The sequence below is a fragment of the Brevibacillus brevis NBRC 100599 genome, from assembly GCF_000010165.1.
Taxonomy (GTDB): Bacteria; Bacillota; Bacilli; order Brevibacillales; family Brevibacillaceae; genus Brevibacillus; species Brevibacillus brevis_D.
Map to the genome: position 1 here is coordinate 2,998,428 of NC_012491.1, position 23,633 is coordinate 3,022,060.

The 23,633-nt window shown below is 42.5% G+C and carries 20 protein-coding genes; 18 read left to right on the forward strand and 2 right to left on the reverse strand.

The genetic code is table 11. The annotated features are described in order from the left end of the window. Positions 1–318 precede the first annotated feature (318 nt). The 18 genes from katG (at position 319) to BBR47_RS14655 (ending at position 21,732) form a co-directional block, all read left to right on the forward strand. Positions 319–2,502: a catalase/peroxidase HPI gene (gene katG / locus BBR47_RS14570; protein WP_015891170.1), complete on the forward strand. Its 2,184-nt coding sequence runs from the start codon at positions 319–321 to the stop codon at positions 2,500–2,502. 216 nt (positions 2,503–2,718) lie between these two features. After that, positions 2,719–3,504: a hypothetical protein gene (locus tag BBR47_RS14575; protein ID WP_015891171.1), complete on the forward strand. Its 786-nt coding sequence runs from the start codon at positions 2,719–2,721 to the stop codon at positions 3,502–3,504. Between the two features lie 97 nt (positions 3,505–3,601). Continuing rightward, on the forward strand, positions 3,602–4,255 hold the full coding sequence (locus BBR47_RS14580; protein WP_015891172.1) for a response regulator transcription factor: 654 nt from the start codon (positions 3,602–3,604) through the stop codon (positions 4,253–4,255). Then, entirely contained in the window at positions 4,256–5,692 is a 1,437-nt protein-coding gene (locus BBR47_RS14585) for a sensor histidine kinase (RefSeq protein WP_015891173.1), read from the forward strand. It abuts the gene before it with no gap. A gap of 241 nt (positions 5,693–5,933) precedes the next feature. Continuing rightward, a complete protein-coding gene (locus BBR47_RS14590; RefSeq protein WP_015891174.1) occupies positions 5,934–6,653 on the forward strand; it encodes a lipoprotein BA_5634 family protein in 720 nt (239 codons plus the stop codon). A gap of 25 nt (positions 6,654–6,678) precedes the next feature. Continuing rightward, complete coding sequence (locus tag BBR47_RS14595; RefSeq protein ID WP_015891175.1) at positions 6,679–7,365, forward strand: ABC transporter ATP-binding protein; 687 nt, start codon at positions 6,679–6,681, stop codon at positions 7,363–7,365. A gap of 24 nt (positions 7,366–7,389) precedes the next feature. Then, positions 7,390–9,378 (forward strand): ABC transporter permease, encoded by a 1,989-nt coding sequence (locus tag BBR47_RS14600; protein ID WP_041749851.1) that lies wholly within the window; start codon positions 7,390–7,392, stop codon positions 9,376–9,378. Between the two features lie 76 nt (positions 9,379–9,454). Further along, positions 9,455–10,162, forward strand: coding sequence for a response regulator transcription factor (locus tag BBR47_RS14605; RefSeq protein WP_015891177.1), 708 nt, complete (start codon positions 9,455–9,457; stop codon positions 10,160–10,162). A gap of 4 nt (positions 10,163–10,166) precedes the next feature. Beyond that, positions 10,167–11,402: a HAMP domain-containing sensor histidine kinase gene (locus BBR47_RS14610; protein WP_041749852.1), complete on the forward strand. Its 1,236-nt coding sequence runs from the start codon at positions 10,167–10,169 to the stop codon at positions 11,400–11,402. Positions 11,403–11,438: 36 nt separating this feature from the next. Next, positions 11,439–11,867: a DUF2809 domain-containing protein gene (locus BBR47_RS14615; protein ID WP_015891179.1), complete on the forward strand. Its 429-nt coding sequence runs from the start codon at positions 11,439–11,441 to the stop codon at positions 11,865–11,867. Between the two features lie 312 nt (positions 11,868–12,179). Next, complete coding sequence (locus tag BBR47_RS14620; protein WP_041749429.1) at positions 12,180–12,650, forward strand: hypothetical protein; 471 nt, start codon at positions 12,180–12,182, stop codon at positions 12,648–12,650. A gap of 366 nt (positions 12,651–13,016) precedes the next feature. Beyond that, on the forward strand, positions 13,017–13,274 hold the full coding sequence (locus BBR47_RS14625) for an autorepressor SdpR family transcription factor (protein WP_007729097.1): 258 nt from the start codon (positions 13,017–13,019) through the stop codon (positions 13,272–13,274). A 16-nt stretch (positions 13,275–13,290) separates the two neighbouring features. Beyond that, complete coding sequence (locus BBR47_RS14630) at positions 13,291–13,914, forward strand: SdpI family protein (RefSeq protein WP_015891180.1); 624 nt, start codon at positions 13,291–13,293, stop codon at positions 13,912–13,914. Position 13,915: 1 nt separating this feature from the next. Continuing rightward, positions 13,916–14,671 (forward strand): CPBP family intramembrane glutamic endopeptidase, encoded by a 756-nt coding sequence (locus BBR47_RS14635; RefSeq protein WP_015891181.1) that lies wholly within the window; start codon positions 13,916–13,918, stop codon positions 14,669–14,671. Positions 14,672–14,908: 237 nt separating this feature from the next. Further along, on the forward strand, positions 14,909–18,028 hold the full coding sequence (locus BBR47_RS14640; protein WP_015891182.1) for an efflux RND transporter permease subunit: 3,120 nt from the start codon (positions 14,909–14,911) through the stop codon (positions 18,026–18,028). A gap of 24 nt (positions 18,029–18,052) precedes the next feature. Then, on the forward strand, positions 18,053–19,387 hold the full coding sequence (locus tag BBR47_RS14645) for an efflux RND transporter periplasmic adaptor subunit (protein WP_015891183.1): 1,335 nt from the start codon (positions 18,053–18,055) through the stop codon (positions 19,385–19,387). Positions 19,388–19,408: 21 nt separating this feature from the next. After that, positions 19,409–20,191, forward strand: coding sequence for a linear gramicidin aldoreductase LgrE (lgrE, locus tag BBR47_RS14650; protein ID WP_015891184.1), 783 nt, complete (start codon positions 19,409–19,411; stop codon positions 20,189–20,191). Next, positions 20,188–21,732, forward strand: a complete 1,545-nt coding sequence (locus BBR47_RS14655; RefSeq protein WP_041749430.1) for an aldo/keto reductase — start codon at positions 20,188–20,190, stop codon at positions 21,730–21,732. The genes lgrE and BBR47_RS14655 overlap by 4 nt, the downstream gene beginning before the upstream one ends. An 84-nt stretch (positions 21,733–21,816) precedes the next feature. Here BBR47_RS14655 and BBR47_RS14660 read toward each other — a convergent pair whose 3' ends face one another. Then, positions 21,817–22,581, reverse strand: a complete 765-nt coding sequence (locus BBR47_RS14660) for an ABC transporter permease (protein WP_015891186.1) — start codon at positions 22,579–22,581, stop codon at positions 21,817–21,819. Position 22,582: 1 nt separating this feature from the next. Beyond that, complete coding sequence (locus BBR47_RS14665) at positions 22,583–23,518, reverse strand: ABC transporter ATP-binding protein (protein WP_015891187.1); 936 nt, start codon at positions 23,516–23,518, stop codon at positions 22,583–22,585. Positions 23,519–23,633: the final 115 nt, after the last annotated feature.

The window sequence follows — 23,633 nt, forward strand, 5'->3', positions numbered from 1 at the left end:
GGTGTGCCAGGCTCCGAATTTCAAATAACTATCAAGTAAATTAGTTACGCACAAAAAGCCCACACATTCCGTTTCGGGGAGAAAAGTGGGCTTTTTGTGATAGTTCGAATAGAAGGCGAACAATGGAGCTTGACAAGATCATAATCTACACGGTCTTTGCATACGTTAGAATCAACCATACGGAAATGAAAGAGTTGATATATTTTAATCCTCAAGAGGAAAAAACAAAAAAATGTTGATTTCCCTTATTAACTGATATATAACTTAATTAGAAGTATTATTATTTAATACTTAATTTAAATGACAGGAGAGGGACAAATGGACTCTATGGCAACCGCTAACACTGGAAAATGTCCGTTTTCGCATGGCAGTACTACGAATCACAACCCTAGTGCTACGTCGAACAAACACTGGTGGCCCAACCAGTTGAACTTGAACATCCTGCATCAGCATGACAGAAAATCTAACCCTATGGGAGAAGAATTCGATTATGCAGAAGAGTTCGAGAAGTTGGACTACCAGGCTCTCAAGCAGGATCTTTATGATCTCATGACAAACAGCCAAGATTGGTGGCCTGCCGACTACGGACATTACGGGCCATTATTTATCCGTATGGCTTGGCACTCCGCTGGTACATATCGTACAGGAGACGGCCGTGGTGGTGCTGGAACCGGCACACAGCGTTTTGCTCCACTTAACAGTTGGCCAGACAATGCCAACCTTGATAAAGCTCGACGCCTTCTATGGCCGATCAAGCAAAAATATGGCAACAAGATCTCTTGGGCAGACTTGTACATTCTCGCTGGTAATGCTGCTATTGAATCCATGGGCGGGAAGACGATCGGTTTTGGAGGCGGACGCGCGGACGTTTGGCATCCAGAAGAAGATATTTACTGGGGTGCTGAAAAGGAATGGCTAGGCGATAATCGTTACACCGGCGATCGTGATCTCGAGAATCCGCTTGCTGCTGTTCAAATGGGTCTGATTTATGTGAACCCCGAAGGTCCGAACGGGAATCCAGATCCGCTTGCCAGTGCTCGTGACATTCGCGAAACCTTCAAACGCATGGGAATGAACGATGAAGAAACCGTTGCACTCGTAGCAGGTGGTCATACATTTGGGAAGGCTCACGGCGCAGGAGATGCTGCTCTAGTAGGCCCAGAGCCGGAAGCTGCTCCTTTGGAAGCCATGGGCTTAGGATGGCAGAGCACACACGGTTCCGGTAAAGGTCGCGACGCCATCACCAGCGGTATTGAAGGGGCTTGGACTGCAAACCCGACACAATGGGATAATGGTTTCTTTGAACTCTTGTTCGGATATGAATGGGAGCTGACCAAAAGCCCAGCAGGTGCACATCAATGGGTTGCTGTTAATCCTGCTGATGAGCATCTTGCACCGGATGCAGAAGATGCGTCTGTGCGTGTTCCAACGATGATGACCACTGCGGATATGGCCTTGCGTATGGATCCAGCATACGAAAAGATTTCTCGTCGTTACTATGAGAATCCAGAAGAGTTTGCAGATGCATTTGCAACTGCATGGTTCAAACTCACACACCGCGACATGGGGCCTCGCTCAAGATATTTAGGCCCAGAAGTTCCAGAAGAAGATTTTATCTGGCAAGATCCTGTACCCGCTGCAGAATATGAATTAACAGATGCAGATGTAGCAGAACTGAAAACACGCATCTTAGACTCGGGCCTTACCGTCAGCGAGCTGGTAACAACGTCTTGGGCTTCCGCTAGTACCTTCCGAGGCTCGGATATGCGTGGTGGCTCGAATGGTGCTCGCATCCGTCTTGCTCCACAGAAGGAGTGGGAAGTGAATGAGCCGAAAAAACTTGAAAAGGTGCTTACGATCCTGGGAGTCATTCAAGAGGACTTTGGTAAAAAAGTCAGCATGGCCGATTTGATTGTGCTCGGCGGTAGTGCTGCAGTAGAAAAAGCTGCACAAGATGCTGGCTTTGATGTAACGGTTCCTTTTGCTCCTGGACGTGGCGATGCAACACAAGAGCAAACCGATGCAGAAAGCTTTGCTGTGCTTGAGCCAATCGCTGATGGTTTCCGGAATTATCAGAAGAAGCAATATCGCGTCAGTCCTGCGGATCTCCTGATAGACAAGGCACAGCTACTAAACCTTACTGCTCCAGAAATGACTGCACTCGTCGGCGGTATGCGTGTTATTGGCACCAACCACGGTGGCACACAACACGGTGTATTCACGGATCGTGTAGGTACACTCACGAACGACTTCTTTGTTAACTTGCTAGACATGGGCATACAGTGGAAACCTGTAGACGGAGGCGTATTTGAAGGACGTGATTCCAAAACGGGGGAAGTCGTGCGTACAGCAACTGCTGTTGACCTCGTGTTCGGTTCAAACTCTGTTCTGCGTGCCATTGCAGAAGTTTATGCGCAAGACGATAACAAAGAAAAGTTTGTGCGTGACTTCATTGCTGCATGGGTGAAGGTAATGAATGCAGATCGTTTCGATCTTAAATAAGCATAATTTGAAAAATAAAGCAAAGAACAGTATTTGTTGTTGGATACTGTTCTTTGCTTTATATTTTCTATAGTAATAGTAGAAATTGAATCGGTAACGAATTTACAACTTGGAGACAACTGAAAGATACTTTTAACATATGAACGCTATATTCTATGAACTGTAACAAGGGTTACGTACCCGAACCAAAAACAAAAAATTTCAGGAGGCATTACCATGAACAAAAAAAATATTCTCGTTTTGTCAATGGCACTAACAATTGTAGGCGGTGCTACAGCAGCAGTATTTGCAAGCGATAACGCCATTCATTCTACGAAAAACAAAGTCGTAACGTTGGCAAGCAAAGAAGTAAATGGCACAACTCAAACCACTACAAATGATGTAGTCAAAGTAGCAAATGGAAAGATTAGCGATGAAGAAGCGGTAAAAATGGCAACGAAAGCTCTAAAAGACTATATGGGGCTTGACGCAAAATCGTTTGGTGAGGCCCATGTAAATCGAACGAACAACCAAGAAGACTTTAAGTTCTTTATGGATATCGTTTCAAAAGAAGATGCAGCTGTATTAAAAGAAAACGCGAAAAAAGATACGGCTGATATTATCGTGGTACAGTTTGTTCGTGCTGAAGACTTAAACCAGCCAATGGCCGCTTCTAATCGCATTGTCATAAATGAAAAAACAGGTGAAATTGTTGCTTTAACTGCTTTCACTGATGGAAATCGAAGCTCAGAGACAACAATCGATGATGCGAAAGTTAAATCTGCGGTTATCAACTTTTTTGATAAACAACAGAAAAATGTGAAGGAAAATACGATGAAGGTTAGTAAGAGCGCTAGTTCCGGAACCATACGTGTTCTTTGCAACCTGGAAGATGGAAGAGATGCAGAGATGACCATTAGTCTGAAGAATTATTCCGTATCTAGTTATGAGATTAATTATGACAGACTGCTCCCTCTACCTTCCGAAGAAAAAGACCACAGTGAGAATTTCAGAGCGTTGTAAGTAAATGAAGATATTGTAGGACGGATAAGATGGAGTAAGTGCCCGAAATGGTACTTACTCCATCTAACCGTTACAAAAGGAACGAGGTAAAAACGGAATGATAAAAATTTTAGTGGTTGAAGATGATATCGCAGTAGCAAATTTAATTAAATTGAATTTAAATACAGCAAATTATGAGAGTACAGTCGTTTTTGATGGAGAGGAAGCCCTAAATGTGATTGAAAGAGATCGTTTTGATCTCATACTTTTGGATGTGATGCTTCCGAAAGTTGATGGATTTACTTTATTCGAAAAAATTAAACCTTTAGGGATACCTGTCATTTTTTTAACTGCGAAAAGTTCGGTCACAGATAAGGTGTATGGATTAAAAGCGGGAGTAGATGACTATATGACGAAACCGTTTGAAGGAATTGAATTGCTGGCCAGGATTGAAAATGTATTACGGCATTACAATAAAAAAAGCAACATCATAAATTTTAAAGACACAGAAGTATACTTGGAAGAAATGAAGGTGAAAAAGAACGGTGAAATGATTGAGCTTACCTTGAAGGAGTTCGAATTATTGGTGTTTTTAGTGCAAAATAAAAACATCGTATTAACGAGGGAAAAAATCATAGAAAAAATTTGGGGATATGACTACGTTGGTGAGACTCGGACGATTGACAACCATATACAAAAGCTAAGAAAAAAGCTGGGATGGAAAGATGAAATTAAAACAGTATTTAAATTGGGATATAGGCTGGAGGAATAAATGAAATTTTGGCAGAGGATATTTTTATGTACATTAATCATTTTCGAAATCTTTTTTGTACCGGCATCCATTTACCTGATTAATAGCAGCTTTGAACTCAATCTCAATATGGAGATCCGTTCCGGGATAAGTGAACAGGATCGATTTGCTAACTCTTTAGAATCAAATCTCTATCTACTTAAAGTTCAAAAATCTTCAACTCCAGATGCAGAAGGGGTTGGCAAACCAAACATAGATTCCATGATTCGTACGTACTTGGACAACCTCGGAGAACAGGATGTGTATTTAGATGTAATAGATGAAAAAAACGAAGTCATTTTTAGTCATTTTAAAAATAACAAGATAACTCTTACGAATCGAGAAGAATTAAACATCCCATCTGATAAAGTAAATTACATCATACGGGATCTAGGGGAAAAGACGTACTTATTTATAGCGAAGAATATTTATTTGGAAAATAATCACTATAAGCTTTCATACGTGAAAGATATTTCGAGTGTTTATGAAAATAGAGAAGACTTATTAAGCCTTTTAATCAAGTTAAATGCGCTTGTCTCAGCCATTTTGGTCATTGTTACCATCATCATGAGCATGTTTATCGTAAAACCGATTAATAAACTAATCCAGTCAACAAGAATAATTGCCGGCGGGAATTTCAGCGAAAGAGTCATGGTCAAATCGAAAGATGAAATCGGTTTGTTAGCGGAAAATTTCAATTTGATGGCCGTTGATGTAGAAGATAAAGTAAACCAGCTTAAAAGATCTTCAGAAGACAAGCAAAGGTTTATCGATAACCTGGTACATGAACTTCGGACTCCTTTAACTTCGATCATCGGCTATGCGGATTATTTACGAACGAATAAATACGATGAAGAGACGTATATCAACTCATTAAGCTTTATCTATGAAGAAGGAAAGCGGCTAGAGAAACTGACATTTAAGCTGATGGAGCTCATTGTTTTGCGAAAAGAAGATTTTGAGTTAAAAACGGGAAAACTTGACGAACTTTTTGTGGAAATCAAACATTCCTTTATTCCAAAGCTGAACATAAAGAATATCGATCTGGAAATATCGACGGAGCATCTGAGTGTTTTCATGGATAAGGATTTGATGAAAATTTTGCTTGCAAACCTGATAGACAATGCGATTAAAGCATCGAAGAACAACGATAAAATACTGCTACGCTCATACAAAGATACGGAGTCAAAAATTATTCTTGAAGTGAAAGATACAGGGATTGGTATTCCTGATGACGACATAAACAAAGTCTTTGAGCCCTTCTTTATGTCCGATAAATCGAGATCGAGAGCGAATGGAGGAGGCCTCGGGCTCGGGCTTTCATTATGTAAGGAGATAGCTAACATTCATGACGCTGAAATAAGAATAGAAAGTAAGCTCGGTGAAGGTACAATTATCCAATTGGTTTTTCGTTGTTAACAACCGGAAGAGGATCGGTTCAATTTTAAAAAAGCATAGTCTGAAAACGTAGAGAGGACTGTCCCAAAAGTCATGCACAATGACTGCGAGACAGCCTTTTTCTTTCAAACAAGCATGTCATTAACTCCATTCTTACTAAATTGTAAGAAAGAAGGTCAAAATCGTTAGACAAGAGTCATTCAATTACAGGAAAGTCTCGTCTATAATCCATACATAAATCGTTTATAAGGGAGCAATTAAGATGAAAAAAGTAATAGGGTTCTTGTTGGCTATTGTCATTTTTGGAGGGATTGGATACGGTGTAAACCGATTTGTAGAAGGTCCATCACAACCGGTCGATGGCGTTCTCGTAATCGGCACAGAAAAAGATGCGAATAAGGTCAAAGAGTTGTATAAAGATAACACCAAACAAGCGATGGACTACAAAATCAAATTAGTTACAACGATAAAAAAGACGAAACGGACAGAGCAAGAGCAGAAAGAAACGGGTCAAGAATTTGAAACTAGAGAGATCAAATATTCGGTTGTTACTCGATCCACTGCTGAGCAATTCGTCAAGAAGGGGATTCTCAGAGCCAGACAAGAGCCAAACAGCACATCTATTATTTCAGACCCTGTTACCAGCATAAAACAATTATCGAATGGTCAAAATCTGCTTTACTCTTATAGTGATTATGAAATGAAGAATGGCCAAATTGATTTGAACGGCAAGATGGTACCTGTTGAGCATGTGAACCATCAGATGTGGATCGGGTATATACCACAAGCGGATCTTGTTATCGTTGACGACCAGACTTACAACCAATTAACCGAAGCAGAGTCAACGCTCTCCTTGATCCAGTTTGAAAATCGAAGCTTCGATTATAAGAAGAAAGATCAGGTGAACCAAGTCTTACAAGAAATCGGGAACGTATACGCAAACAGTGAAGACAAAGTAAACTTCGTAGACGTACAAGATTGAGTTTGGTTGATGAGAGGGTGACTGTATGGAAGTTGTACGAATGGAAAACGTAGTAAAAAGTTATGGGGAAGGAAATAGCAAGGTAGATGCGTTAAAAGGAATTCACCTTTCGATTCAGCAAGGAGAGTTTGTTTCCATTGTAGGTGTTTCCGGCTCTGGTAAAAGTACACTGCTGCATATTTTAGGCGGGTTGGATCGTCCAACTTCAGGACAAGTACTCATTGGGGATCATAATATTTACGATTATACAGATGATGAGCTTTCCATATTCAGAAGAAGAAAGGTCGGGTTTATTTTTCAATTTTTTAATTTGATCCCGGTATTGAATGTCCAGGAAAATATCGCGTTGCCCATGTTATTGGATGAGGAACCGATAGATATGAAGTATCTGGATGAACTTATTGAAATCCTGGGTCTCCATGAACGGAAAGACCACTTGCCTTCCGAATTATCGGGCGGTCAACAGCAACGGGTCTCCATCGGCAGAGCCTTAATGAATCGGCCGCATTTGATTTTGGCGGATGAGCCCACTGGGAATCTGGATACACGAAATACGAAGGAAGTCATAGATTTATTACGATTGACTGCCAGAAAATATAATCAAACCATTGTCTTGATTACTCACGATCTCGCGATTGCTTCGGCTTCTGACCGGATCATCGCGATAGAAGACGGTACGATCATTTCAGACCAACGGCTTGCTGCGAATTAGCCAAAAGATTGGAGGAGAATGATTTTGATCAGCAGCTATAAACAATTAAGCAGCAAGTATTTAAAGGGGAATATGAAACAAACGATTTTGACCTTGATCGGAATCATACTCTCTGTCGCGTTAATTTCGACAGTCGGCCTTTTTATGAAAGGATCACAACTATCCCAAATCGAGAATATCAAGAAGGTAAACGGGTTTTCTTTTCATCTCGGTATTTCCAATTACGATGAAGCACTATTAAACAAAATCAAATATAATCCCCAAATTGCTTCGTATGGCTTGATGGCTCAGGGCGGAATCGTTCCAGTTGGAAATGGAGATGTTTCTGTTCAAAAGAATTTCGCTGATCATAGCGCATTGGCGTTTTTAACCTACAGTCTCGCTGATGGCAGATTACCAGCCAATGAGCATGAAGCAGCTGTCGATACATGGACGCTTCCTTTTATGAAAAAGGGTCTCCAGATCGGTGACTCATTTGAATTGGATGGTCAAACCTATCAACTGGTTGGTTTACTGGATAATCGGGCGTTCACTCAGAAAGATAAAGTGGGGCGTTTCCTAACCTATAAACATGATTTTGCTATCGGAGAGGGTAGGATCTTAGCCGAAATAAACGAGAAAGCCGACTTTAGAGAGGTTATAGATGAGATAAAATCACTTACGAAAGACGAGAATCTGGTTATCAATGAGGAAATGATTAGGGTTTTGAAACCGGGATCGAATCAATCGATTTTGGCCGTGCTCGTTATCGTCATCAGTATTGTTGTGATCGCGACAGTTGTGGTGATATACAACGCTTTTCAAATCAGCGTCGTAGAGCGAATGAAGCAGTTCGGCTTGCTCCGAAGCATAGGTGCTACGCGAAAGCAAATTAGACAAATCGTGATGAGAGAAGCGGCTGTGCTGGCTGTCATCGCCATACCAGTTGGACTTGTATGTAGCATAGTGGCGGTCGCTGCTCTCCAATCCATTTTCTCGATCATTTTAGAAGATGGTGCAGGTGTTTCGTTCTTTCATATCGATTGGTGGATTTTATTCATCAGTTCGATCATTACGCTGACGGCCGTACTAGCGTCCAGTTATTACCCGGCTTTTTTTGCGGGCAGAATATCTCCACTGTTGGCAATCAGCAGCAGATTATCCATAAAAAAAGAGGCGATTAAAAAACATAAGAATAACGTGTTGAAAAAACCGTTATCTTTTCCCATGAGCCTGGCTTTGAAAAATGTCAAAAGAAATAAAAATCGTTATACCATTACGATTCTATCCATCATTATATCCAGTGTCTTGTTTATTACCTTTTCGTCTATGATGGATATCGCATTTGCATCCAAATATGTGAAAAATTTATCTACGAAAACAGATCTATCCATCTATCTGAAACAAGATCATGAGGATACTTCAGCAGAAAGACAGCAAATTTTGGAGCTTTTGAAGTCAGTTGAAAATGTATCCGGAGTGAAGGAACAAGACCTCCATTTTGAAATCGATTTGAAGGATAAGACGCAATCTCTTGCAACTGTTGCTCACATCGAGGACTCTGTTGGAAAAAAACACGCCATTTCCATTGTGAATCACATTGATGAGAATAAAGTGAAGCAGGATTCGGAGCTCGTCATAAAAGTGCTGGTATACAGTTTTATCACCGTCATTTCTTTGATTGGCAGTGTCAATATCCTCAACACGATTACGATCAGCATCATCATCAGACGAAAAGAACTGGCCGCGTTAAAATCTATAGGCATGTCACAAAGGGATTTGAAAAAAATGATCATCTATGAAGCGCTGATATATGGTTTTTTTGGAAGTTTACAAGGGATCTTTTTCGGTTGTATACTTTCTTATATTATCTATTTGGCGGCTTCCGGTGTCTTGAAGGTCGAATGGACGATCCCCTACGAAGCTTGTCTCATTACGTTTGTTTCAGCTTTGCTCATCAGCTTTTTATCTGTTCTATTACCACTGAGAAAAATTCAAAAAGATAATCTTATCGATGTTATCAGGGAACAATGATAAAATGGGCCTGGCTATTTTATAGTCGGGCTTTTCGGTTTGGTCAATAGCTGAACACTGGAATGAAAATGAGGAGATGACAACCTTGCATAAAATATTGCTTGTGGAAGATGATGAGGCGCTTGGTCTAGCCATCGAATTCTCATTGAGAAATGAAGGCTATGAAGTGGTCAGAGCCTCTAGTGTAAAAGAAGCGAAACACCAGTTTGATCAACAACCTTTTGATTTGGCGATCCTGGATGTCGGTCTTCCAGATGGAAACGGCTATGATTTATGTCTGCATTTCAAAAAACTAAATGATTCATCGGTTATTATCTTCTTAACGGCCTTGGATGAAGAAGCAAATGTAGTAATGGGCCTGGATATTGGCGGGGACGATTATATAACGAAACCATTCCGAGTCAAGGAATTCATGTCCAGAGTGAAAGTGCAATTGCGCAAACGTGGGAGAGTAGAAACTTCTTCTATCACCTTAGTATCTGAAAATATAAAAATGGATACGAACCTCGTCAAGGCTTATAAAAATCAGGAAAGCATTCCATTAACCAATCTTGAATACAAGCTTCTGCTAACTTTCATGATGAACGCCCATAAAGCACTAAAAAGAGATGATCTCCTGATGAAAGTATCGGAAGGAGAAGATGCTTTTTTTGATGAAAACACGCTATCTGTATACATTAAGCGTCTAAGAGCTAAAGTGGAAGATGACCCCAAAAATCCGGAGTTTATCGTTACCCAAAGAGGATTAGGTTATCGGTGGAATAAGGATGTGAGTAGAGAGTAAGATGATGAAGAATACCGAATTGAAAAGGTATATGACGATACTGGCCGTTCTGTTATCACTATTTACCATTTACCAGTTTATTGCCCATCAACTGTTATATGATGCTTTGAAACACGACTCCATTGCAACCTGGGGTGAAATTACGGCTAGATTGGTTGAACAAAATCCCGAGAATGAAGCGGAAATTATGAAAGTCTTAACAAGTCACGCATCTAATTCAAGTGTGTACCAGGAAAAAGGAAGAGAGCTCTTTAGACAGTATGGATTATATGAAGATTTGGAATCAGAGCTTTTTCCCCTTTTAAATAAACATATTTCCAGCCATAATCAATGGATGTATTGGGGATTGATTTGTTTCGGTTTAATGTTGCTTGGAGCAAGCTATATGCAATACAAGATGGTCTTCCATAAAATTAGACAACTTACTTCTTCAGCAAAAAAAATAATCGATGGGGACTACTCGGTAGTCATCAATGAAAATAAGGAAGGGGATCTCGCTAAACTAGCGGCTTCCTTCCGTTCCATGAAAAATATTATTCGAAAAAGCATGCAGGATCTTCTGGAAGAGAAAGAGTTTTTAGCACAAATGCTGCAAGATATCTCCCATCAATTAAAAACGCCTCTTTCAACGATATCCATCTACAATGAGATGTTGTTGAATGCAGAACTGTCTCGTCAGCAGCAAGTTCAACTCCTGCAAAATAATGAAGTTCAAATCTCCAGAATGAATGTCTTAATACAAAATTTATTAAAAGTAGCGAAAATTGACGCCAACGCTATTTCATTTGATAGAGAGCCAGCCAATTTGGTGGAGACGATCGATGAAGTTCTAGATCGCTTGACAAGCATGATCAGTGATAAGCATATAGCGATTGACTGGGATGCGCCGAAGGAAATCGTCGTTGCCCACGATAAACTATGGATGCAGGAAGCATTGTTGAACCTGCTGAAGAATGCGATCGAGCATTCCAAACCCAGCAGTACAATCATGATTCAAGTAAAAGATACGCCGATCTATACAGAGTTGGTGATACAAGACTTTGGAGAAGGAATCGCACCTGAAGAATTATCGCATATTTTTGATCGATTCTACAAAGCAACAGGTTCGAAAAAGCAGGATTCGACTGGAATTGGATTGGCGCTAGTCAAAGCCATTATCGAAGCACATCATGCCTTGATGAAAGTGGAGAGTGAAAAAGACAGCTTTACAAGATTTACGATTACTTTCATGAAATTTTAATTATGTATGCACAAAGCCGAATGGAAGGACTACCGTATGATACCTATGAGCACTTGTAACAAGCGCTCCGCGTGTCGATGGAGAGACAGGGGCGCCTATATCGTGGCCGTTTTTGTTGTTATGGCTTTGGGCTTAGGGTCCAGAGCGTTCGCTGATGTGTTGCCTGTCTTTGTAGCGGAGCATTTTGGCGATGCATTATGGGCTTGCATGATCTACTTCGGCTTTCGCACTTGTTATGCTCACAAAAAGATTTCTTTCTCGCTGTGGTGCAGCCTCGCGTTTTGCTTTGCGATCGAGGCCAGCCAATTGTATCAGGCCGATTGGATCAATTACTTCAGGGGAACAACTCTTGGGGCGTTGGTATTAGGAAAGGGCTTTTTGACGGCGGACCTTGTGCGGTACACTGCGGGAGCTTCTGTCGCTTTTCTGCTCGACCTAGCTTGGCCTTGGCGTAAGAGCTTGTGATTTTTGGCGGATTATTATACTTCAGGGCCATTTTTATATCTGAGCGAAGAGAGCTTTCATTTGCTCTTACAGTCCAATGATGTAGTAGCGGCTAAACATTATTGGAAAGATTTCCAGGAAAGTACGGAACAGAACGGGAATGTTCATTCAAAAATAACAGCGGTCAATCTAAGACTTTATGTTCAGGTCTTAGGTGGCCGCTATTTCATTTAGTGGAGTCAGTTCAAAACCAATTTATGGGAAATTAGGCGAACGAGATAGGCGGAAAATCCATAACGTAAAGTGTGTGAAAGCCAATGGAGGAGGAAATTTATGTACGGGTGGTATCCACAAGAGGGCTATTATCCAATTTCAGCGGGAGAAGGTAGACACTACAACAATTACGAATTGCTGAGACATATTGCCAGATTAGAACGACATCTGGCGGAGGTACAAGATGCCATGTCAGCATGTACAAAAAAGAATGGTGGATTAAAAAAGGATTTAGAAGTGGTCAGACAGCAGAGCTCAGTGCAAACTCAAAATGATCAAACTTATCAACAGCCAGCAGTAGATAAAGTAAATGTCAAATGTATAGAAGCGACAGAGTCATCCGTAACCTTTGAAATATCAGGAAGAAGATTAACATTTGACAGCGATTATTATGGTAATTATGTAGGCGAGTATACTCCTGGTAAAGAGTACGTAGCCATGGGGGATTATGGAGCGGGGCAAATCTATCTAACCATTAAGGATGATAATGAAATTTGGCATACATTTAGATATTCACGTATCCAATCGTAATTGATAAGATGTGCTCATAGATTGCTTTTTGATTCTTGTCGAGTGATATAACCAAGGATACTGACTGCGTTTGCCAGAAAATGCTTATGTCACTCGACATTGTACACACTTTGAGATTTGCAAGGTAAGCAAATAGTTAGCCCCAACCAAAGAAGTGGCAGACTGATGACATTATGAATGCTTAGTTGGGATGAATTGTATGTAATGGTTGGAAAAAAATAGTGTTTATGGTAGGATTGATATACAGATAAACGATCCAGTAGTGCCTTACAAGTTGGCACAAGGCATTTCTCAATTCAATATTTAGATAAATTTCTAAATTTCTAAATATCTAAAAATGATGTATGAAAGTAGGATCGATTGATTATGTCAATGAATTATGCATTTAAGGCACTCTCTGATCCCACAAGAAGAAAAATTCTTGACCTGTTGAGGGAGAAAGATATGACGGCTGGAGAAATAGCTGACCATTTTCAAATGACAAAGCCCAGCATCTCCCACCACCTCAGTTTGTTGAAACAGGCACAAATGGTTTACGACGAACGAAAAGGGCAAAACATCTACTACTCACTGAATACGACTGTTTTTCAAGACTTATTAAAATGGTTTATCCAATTTCATTAGAAAGTGAGGGAATCACATGAATAAATCCAATTTGTCTATCTTGTTTTTTTTCATCAGTGTTGTGTTAGGCGTAATTTGTTATCCCTCCATGCCAGATCAGATGGTCATTCATTGGGGACCAAATGGCGAACCGAATGGTTTTGCGCCTAAGCTTGTGGGTGTAACCTTTATTCCGGTTGTGATGCTGTTTCTTTTCGTGGCTGTTCGCAGTCAAAAACAGTATTACAAAAAGTTCCAAAGCAGTCACGATACAATCTTGCATACATTAATGATCGTACTTCTCGTCATCCATAGCGTGATCATCGCATATGGATATGGGTATATGTTAAATATTGGAATATTTGTAACCCTTATTTTAGGAATTCTCTTTGTAACGATAGGGAATTTCATGCCTCGGTTTCGACATAACTATCTGATTGGGATACGCACGCCATGGTCACTCGCTAGTGAAGAGGTCTGGAAAAATACCCACCTATTGAGTTCTCGTGTGTTCTTCATCGGAGGAATCCTTATCATGCTCACTTCATTCTTACCAACAACCATCCATTACATCCTCATGCTGATCATTGTGTTGGTGACCATTCTGATTTCGATTGGAAGCAGTCGGTACTATTACAAAAAAACAGGAAGGGGAAAGTAAAATGAAAAACTTGAAAATAGCATTTCTATTATCGTTGGTGAGCGCTATCGGTTTTATCGCAGCTATTCCTTATTTGCTGGCAATTGGCGGGGATGCATTAGCCATGGTACCTATCCCGCTGCCGGTGGCAATGACAATTTTTGTCTTGCAGGGAACCATCATGGCGTTTCTGTTTTCATGGATTGGATTGACTTTCGCAACTAAGGTTGGGATGGATGCCCCTGTCCTTCGGAAGTGGTTATATAAAACGGGCGGAGAGTCCTTTAACAAAAAGGGAATCATTCAAGCAGTCATCTTTGGATTTGCAGCAACAGGTCTTCTCCTCTTACTGGAATTCGCGGTTTTCCAACCATTACTGCCAATCTTGGCAGAAAAAGCCCAAAACGTAGAAGTATCGGTTTGGGCAGGGATTCTGACATCCATTCAAGGCGGCGTATACGAAGAAGTCATGGTTCGCTTGTTCATGATGACCATGATCGTGTGGATTTGTAGCAAGCTATTCGGACGTAACTCTTCTCCTAAGCCCTGGATGTACTGGACAGGGATCATTGGGGCGGCCCTTATATTTGGGCTTGGTCATCTCCCTGCGGCAAATGTTTATTTTGGTGAGATTACCCCGCTGTTGTTCATTCGCACACTTGCCCTTAACGGGGTGGCAGGAATCTTATTCGGTTACCTCTACTGGAAGCGCGGTTTGGAGTATGCAATGATTGCGCACGCGATAGGGGATATCATCCTTCATGGTTTCATCAAATAAGACCGCTTCCCACTCGATTTTGTGAGGGTAGAAAACATACAATTTCTTTACATTTGGAGACATTATTCAAGAAAGTAGATCAAAAACCCCGTCGGAAGATGGTTTTTGGTCTTCTTTCTGTTTGGTAAAAGAGCGAAACAGAAAACAAATTTTAATTTTTATGGAAATTTATTGAATACGGAAAAAATGAGGGGTAATATAGAGAATGGAATTTATTAGGAATGAGGGGGGCATGCCTTGCGCTTTCTAACGAATTTTTCTCTCAGAAACTCCACAGCTATTATTATTATGAGCCTGCTTATCGTAGTCAGTGGAATCATTGCCGCCATGTCTCTCAAGGTAGAGAACATGCCGGATATCACTTTCCCAGTGCTTCTAGTCAATACTACTTATCCAGATGCATCTCCAGAAGATGTTCTCGATGATGTAACGAAGCCATTGGAACGTGAAGTTGGGCATGTAACAGGCGTTAAGGCAGTGGAGTCATACTCAAGCAACAATAGTTCCACGCTACAAGTCTACTTGGAGACTGGTTCAGATGTACAAGCAGTCAGGGACGAGCTGGAAAGAAAAATCTCCAGTATTGCGCTTCCCAGCAAAGTAAACAGACCGCAAGTAATGATTCAGGGCTTCAGCAATCAACCCGTCTATTATCTGTTTGTGACAGGACAGGATAAGGAGAGTGGAGTCGATCATTTTGACAACGACGTAAAAGAAACAGTGCTCAAAGAGTTAGAAGGTATTGAAAGTGTTGATAAAGTATCAACAATAGGCGGGCAATTCAAAGAAATGAAAATCCTGCCAAAGGTAGATGCGCTAAACTACTACGGAATCTCTCCATTGCAGCTGAAACAGCTTTTACTTGACAATCACGTAGCCCTGCCTATCGGTTCGATCACCGAGGATGGGGAAGAGCGCATCATTCGCGTGGTAAGCCGTTACCTCAATGTGGATGATATTCGAAACACGAAGATTTTCCTCCCAAGTGACCCCACAAATGGGCTTACCTACGTCAGGCTTGGCGATATCGCTGAAGTCAATTTTGATGAAGTCGTTAATTCGATCAGCCGCTATAACGGCAAGAATGGAATTAACATCAATATTTACAAAACACGTGACGCCAATGCGGTAGAAACCGGTGATGCCATTAATGCAAAATTATCCCGTTTGAAAGAAGAGTACCCGGACTTAACCTTTACCACGATTTATGACACTTCTGTCGATATCAAGAATTCGATTAACGGCATGCTCAAAGAAGGCTTGCTTGGAGCTATTATGGCTTCTGTAGTCATTTTGTTCTTTTTGCGTCATGTAAAAGCAACCCTCATCGTCCTAGTCTCTATCCCAACATCCATCCTAGTAAGTCTGATCTTCATGTCCTGGATGGGGATTACTCTCAATATGATCACACTATTTGGGATGGCAGTGGCTGTAGGACGAGTTGTGGATGACAGTATCGTCGTCATCGAGAATATTTTCCGCCATTTGCAATTGAACAAAGAACGCAAGGAAAACTTGATTCAAATTGCCACCCACGAAATGCTACATGCCATTACCTCATCGACTTTTACGACAACCGCCGTATTTTTACCCATTGTGTTTGTTGGAGGGATGATCGGAGAAGTATTCCGCCCATTTGCTCTAACGGTTGTATGCTCGCTGTTTGCCTCACTATTAGTAGCCGTGACGATTGTTCCACTGTTAGCCAAGCTGATGATCTTAAAAGACCACAATATCAAGGAACATGAACAAGGGAAAGGGTCTGACACGTACAGGAAGTTACTTCAATGGTCACTCAACCGCAAGCCCGCTGTCGGATTTCTGTCACTCGTTCTATTTGTCGCAAGTCTAGCGCTTCTCCCATACATGAAATACGGATTGTTTCCTGATCCGGAAGCGAAGTACATATTCGCACAAGTAACGATGCCAAAAGGTACACAACTAGATGGACTCGATCAAACGGTTGCCCAGATCGAAAGTAAATTGATGGAGCAGCCTGAAGTAGAGTACATAGAAATCAATCTTGGCTCTGAAAATGAAGCGGAAATACGCCAATCGAACCAAGCCCTCTTGCTTATCAAAATAGGGCAAGATGTGAATCTCGACCAAACCATCAAGAAATTTGAGGGAATCGTCAAACCGATGATTCCACTAGGATCTGAGATGGCCTTGACGAAACCTGGTAGCAGCGATACCAACAAGTTCAAGGTGATCCTGTATGGACCAGATCTGGTTCGCTTGAAAGAGGCAAGCGAAATTGTCAAATCAAACTTGAAGGTAAGTCCCCTGTTGACCAACGTGAAGGACAATCTGAACGATTTCAAAAATGAAGTTGTCATCAAAGTCGATAGAGACAAAGCCTCGGAACTGGGAGTTTCCCCTGTACAGGTGGCTCAAGAGGTCAACCTCCTGGTCTCGGATACCCGAATTGGCAAGATCAAAGTCGACGACAAAGACTATAGTCTCTTCTTTGGTCTCGGTGAAAACCATGCGAAATCGTTAGAGGAACTGAACAATATTTACATTCAAACGCCAAGCAAGCAACAGGTACGTTTGGTGGACTTTGCTGAGATTGATCAAGAAAAAGTTCAATCCCAAATCATGCGCAAGGACGAAAAACAATTCGTACAAATTACAGCAGATATCACGAGTGACAACAAAGGAGGAGCGAGTAATTTCCTGTTTGCGATGTTGCAAGCGGAAAAATTGCCCGCCGGAGTTACACTGTCATCTGAAGGCGTCTCAAGCGACATGGAAAAAAGCTTTAAAGATATGCTTTTAGCCATTGGTGCCGCGATTTTTATCGTCTACATCGTCATGCTCATCACGTTTGGCAATGCTACAGCTCCGCTCGCGATTCTATTGTCCTTGCCACTTGCTGTGATCGGCGGATTATTTGGCCTGTTCGTTTCGGATACCGTTCTCGATATAACGGCACTTATCGGCTTTTTGATGCTGGTCGGAATCGTTGTTACGAATGCAATCGTGTATGTGGACAATATTCAGCAGCGAAGACTGGAAGGGACTTCTATGCGTGAGGCAGTTGTCGAAGCTGGCGTTACCCGCGTACGCCCGATTATTATGACGGCTGTTGCGACAGTCAGCGCACTCTTGCCACTTTACCTCGGCTTTTCTGAAGGAGCCTTGATGACCAAAAGCTTGGCGATTGTGGTCATTGGCGGACTCGTTACTTCGACGATCCTGACCTTATTCGTGGTTCCTATCGGGTATGAATTACTGTATCGGATCAAAAAAGAGTTTTTTGCCCCTGATACCAAAGAAGCGGAGATCGAGCCAAGTGAGGATATGTTTATTTCCGTGCTGAGAAGTTTACGCGATATGAAAAAGTCTGGGTAAGGCAGAGGGAGGAGTTTACGAACAATGAAGAAGACGAAGCTAATCAGCTCAGGCGTGGCATGTCTTTTAGGCTTGACCATCATCTCGGGATGCAGTTCACAATCCGTAGACAATACCAATTCGAAAGAAGGAAGAACATCAAACGAAAGCCAGTCCAGTCCTGAGGTTGAAAGCATTAAAGTGGAGAATTCCGTTGATGTTCAAGTAGAGGAAGTCATAGAAGGAGAACTTAAAGACTCCGGCAGATTGCTGGCGGAGGTATTCGCTAACACGGATGTGAGTATTTACGGCAAAACTACCGGAACCGTCTCACAAATCCTGGTGAAAAAAGGGGACACCGTAAAAAAAGGACAAGTCATCGGAAAGCTGGATCAAACCGAAGCGCAATTGAAACTGCGCCAAGCGGAGGCGGCATTAGCAGTCGCCAAGGCGAATCTAGAGCATTCCAACAAAATGGGGACGTCTGGCGAATTGGCAAACAGCCAACTGAAGCAGGCGGAGCAAACCTTTGCGAGTGTCAAGCGAACGATGGAACAAGGCTTGACGCTGGCGCAGGCAAATTACAACCGCTCGAAAAAGCTGTTTGAAGAGAAAGCTTTGTCCAAAGGTGAGCTTGAGAATGCAGAAAACGCGTATCTGCAAGCAAAAAACCAGTATCAAAGCCAGCTGGATCAGGCGCAAACTGCTTTAATTAATGCCAGGTCGCAAGTGAATACAGCCGATAAAAATGGACGAGTCACGCAAGCAAGTGTGCAACAGGGACAGGTTGAAGTGGACATCTCCAGGAATGCGTTGGAAAACACGCTGATCAAATCAACAATTGACGGCATTGTCACCGATATCCAAGTCCAAGAAGGCGATACGATCAATCCGCAAAAGCCTGTTGCAACAGTCATTAACCTTGACCCGATGATTGTGAAGGTGAATGTGTCCGAAAAATCGTTGGCTAGCTTCAAAAAAGGAACACAACTAAATTTGCAGGTTCCCTCTCAAAATATCAAGGTCAACGGCAGCATTACCTACGTGGGACTAAAGGCTGCTGACCAATCTAAGCTTTTTCCCGTGGAAATAGAAGTACCAAATCCAAAAGGTACGCTACTTCCCGGAATGAAGGCAGAAGTCTCTTCCAGCCACGGACAAGCAGGGATTCTCATACCGACAGATGCCATCCTTGAGCGAAATGGGAAATCAGTAGCCTACGTTGTGAATGGCGAGAGAGTAGCCGAGAAGGAAATCGCGATTGCTTCGAAAGGAACGGAGAAGACGCTTATCGGTTCCGGAGTGAAACCAGGAGACAAGGTAGTGATCAAGGGACAATCCCAATTAAAAGATCAGGCAAAAATTCGCATTGTTCCCTAAGGAATAACGAGGAGGATACCTATGCAAAAGATGAACGTTTCCCAGAACCGATGGCTACTCTCTGCAAAAATGACAGCAGAGGCAGAAGTGCTATTATTTTGCTTTCACTATGCTGGTGGTCACGCAGGTATTTATCGGGATTGGCAAAAAAAGCTGCCCGTTCAAATTGGCGTTTGTCCTGTGCAGCTTCCCGGCAGAAGTAATCGCTTCTTAGAGCCTTGCTACACGGATTTGTCTGTAATGATTCGTGATTTGGCAGAAGCGCTTCTTCCGTATCTAAATCGACCGTTTGCGTTTTTTGGACATAGCATGGGAACGCTGGTTAGCTTTGAACTGGCCAGATATTTACGCAAACATTACAACCTCAAGCCGCAACACTTGTTTGCATCCGGATACCATGCCCCGCATCTGCCAGATCCGGGTGAAGCCATTCATCATCTCCCAGATCAAGAGTTTCTGGAGGGAGTTCGAACAATGAATGGCACGCCAAAGGAAATTTTTGAGGACAAGGAGATTCTGAATATGCTTCTCCCTACGCTTCGGGCCGATTTCTCGATATGCGAGACGTATCGCTATCAAGACGGGGAACCGCTGGAGTCCGGAGTGACGGCCATTGGCGGTTGGCAGGACCCGGATTTTTCCGTAACACATCTCGAAGCCTGGAGAGAACATACCAACGCTTCTTTTCAAACGCATATACTGGAAGGCGACCATTTTTTCATCCATTCTCAACAGGACCAAGTCATTTCTATTGTCGGGTCAACTCTTCAAAATTATATTGCCGGGTATAGGGGGATTGGATGATGACAGGAAAAGCAACACGAGAGGGGACACAGCGCCTAGCACAGGCCAATCCCCATCTTTTCTATAAGCAATTTGGCAGCTTCGATGTGTGGATCAGTCAGGTTGGATTCGGAACGTACCGGATTGATGAACAGGATGAGCAGTACCAGCAGGCACTCCGCAAAGCGCTGCTCGAAGGAATTAACTTGATTGACACAAGTAGTATGTATACAAATGGTAGCGCGGAGAAAGTCATCGGTCATGTGCTGAAGCAGCTGATAAGTGAAGAAAAAATAAAGCGGGAAGAGCTTGTAATCGTGTCTAAGGCCGGTATCGTCCAAGGCGAAGATTCCGAGGAGACGACGAAGAGGACAGCGGAAGGAAAACCGTATCAAGACTTCACGACGGTGCACGAAGGAATGTCGATATGTATCCACCCAGAGTACCTTCAAGACCAGCTGACACGTAGCCTGCAGCGCTTGCAGGTGGACACGATTGATTGCTACATGCTGCACAATCCAGAGTGGTATTTGCTATGGGCCAAAATGAAAAAGATCAAACAACAGGAAGCGTATGATGAATTATTAGAGCGAATGGAGAAGGCTTTTCGACATCTGGAGAAAGAAGTCGAATCAGGTCGGATTCAATGCTATGGTGTCAGTGCCAATTCGTTTGGCAGCAATGTCAAGGAATTTGATTTTGTTGCGCTAGATACCCTCTGGGACATTGCAGAAAAGATTACACCAAATCACCATTTTCGCGTCATCCAGTTTCCAATGAACATGTACGAATCTGGTGCCATACTGGAAAAAAGTCATGCGCAAGGCAAGAGTGCCTTGTTATTTGCCAAGGAAAAGGGACTTGGTGTCATGACCAACCGGACGTTAGATGTGACAGCGAAGGATAAAATCTTCCGCCTGACGAACATCCAACTAGATCTGAGCTCGGTCATTGATGAAAAAGAAGCTACTCGTCGAATCAAGGATTGTCTGAATCGTGTAGATGATGTAGAGGATCAGATCGTCTATCGTGTCTTGCCATTACTGAAAATGGAGAAAGAAGATGTAAAAGAGCTGAAGAAAAAAATATCATCTGGTGCTACACTCCGCAAATACTGGAAAAAGCTATACTCTGCTACAAATGTGCAAAATGTGAGAAACTTCTTGTTTGAGCCGGTCATTGAAGATATTCGTAATACGATTAAAAAACATGATGGCTTGGACGACCAGACACAGCAATGGCTGGATACCTACAAGGCAGCTCTCATGGAGACAGCAGAAGCCTTGAAGAGCTACTACGCCCCCAAAGACTACCAGCGTTCACTGGATATCTCGAGAGAGCTGACGAGGGTGAAGCCGCATTTGATGACAACAGATAACCTCAGCCAAGCAGCGATTAGAACGATGCGCGCCACTCCAGAGGTACACAGCGTCCTCGTGGGGATGAGACGTGAGCATTATGTAGAGGATGTACTCATAGAATTGAAGAGACCTCTAGATACGATCATGCAAGAAGAAGACTGGCACACGATGACCCAAACCCTTAAAGCAATTATTAGCTAAAAACAATACCCAAATAGTAAAACCACCTTATGGAATCGTGTAACAACAACGATTTCATAAGGTGGTTATTTTTCATACTTTCGATTATTTCCACTTGCTGATGATATGCTCGCGATCAAACACTTTAATACTTGTCTGGAACAAGATCAGGGCAACCACCGCACAAAGCGTAACCATTCCCAGATAGATTACCGGATTGCTCATCATGGAAAGGAAGATGACCTGACTGACAGCAAGTCCGATGATTGGCAGCACCAGTATGGCACCAAATTGTTGGGCTGCTGCGACGTTGTCAACCTTGGAGGAAACAATGACGCTCATGGATACACTGATAATCGAAATAAATGGAACCAGCAGGAGCATCGCGAGAATAAATACGATGGAAAAATACTCGCTGGCATTGTCAAAGGTTGCAAAGATGAACCCTAGAAAGATTAGCTGGACCACCCAGGTCAAAGCGATGGAAGGCAAGGAGTAAGCTAGGACCTTACCCAGCAAAAACTCCTTGGTGGAAATTGGGGTGACCAGTACGCTTTCCAATGTTCCTGTCATTTTTTCCATGATGATGCTCGTCGTGGCGAATGTTAAGGGGATCATCGCCGGTACGATCAGGAACAAGAGGAAATAGAAGCGGGCAATGGCAATATGACCATCTTCACCTGCCATGTTAAGGAGGGGATTGGTCAATTTCATCAGGTTAAGGATGAACTCCATCTTACCGTTTTGGGCAAATACTGTGGTGATCAGAGCGACAACCAATATAACGAATGGTGCAGCAAGATTGGTAATCAATACGGAGCGTGCAGCGAAAAGCTCCTTCCATTCCCGGATAATAACAAATCCCGGCATCCTAGATCGCCTCCTTTTCTTGGTTCAACAAGCTGAGATAGGAGTCCTCCAGTGACACGGAGATGGGAGCTATGTAATTGACCGTAATATCCGCTGCGACCAGCTTTTTGATTAGCTGTGGGTTCGAGTCCTTCGGATTGGCTACCCTCAGGTGGAACTGGTCTTCGGTGCGCTTATACGTCTCCACTTCCTCGGCGGCTTTAATAATCTGTTCCGACTTATGCGTATCCGCTCCTACGTCAAGAAGCACATTGTAGGTGGTCCACTCTTCGCGGAACTTCTGTGGGGTCGTTAAACGAATTACTTGACCCTTAATGATGGCGAACTCATGACATAACTCATCAATTTCTGCCAGGATATGTGAGCAAAAGATGATCGTCTTTCCAGACGCAGCCCACTCGCGAATCAGGTCTTTCAGCTTCCGAGTGCTGACAGGGTCGAGATTGGCTGTGACCTCGTCTAAGAAAAGCACCTCTGGATCGTGTAAAATCGCGCAAACAATCGAAAGTTTTTGTTTCATTCCTTTTGACAATCTGCCAGCAGGATCGTTTCTTCTGTCCCACAAATCGAACTGGCGCAGCAAATACTCGATGCGTGAAGCCCGCTTCGCTTTGGGCATTTGGTAGCAGGAGGCGAAGAATTCCAGGTTGTCCAACAGAGAAAGCTTGTCATACACCCCGGGAGATTCTGTTACGCAACCAATTTTTTTGCGAATCTCTTCTTTATTTTTGCTGATTTGGTGACCGAGAATGGTGACTTCTCCTGACGTAGGCTCAATAAGGCAGGACAGGATTCGAAGGGAGGTTGTTTTTCCAGCTCCATTAGGTCCAAGTAGACCAAAAATCGTACCTTTGGGAATCGAGAGGGAAATGCCATCGAGAACTTTTTTGTCTCCAAATGATTTTTTGAGATCCTTAATGACGATTGCAGGCTCCATAAAAAAATCCCCTTTCCTAAGATTTCTCTGTGACTCCAATTGCGTGTGCAGTACTCATATCGTAACCTTTTTATCCAATTCGGAATATTAAAAGACTGTAAAAGTGATGCATTAA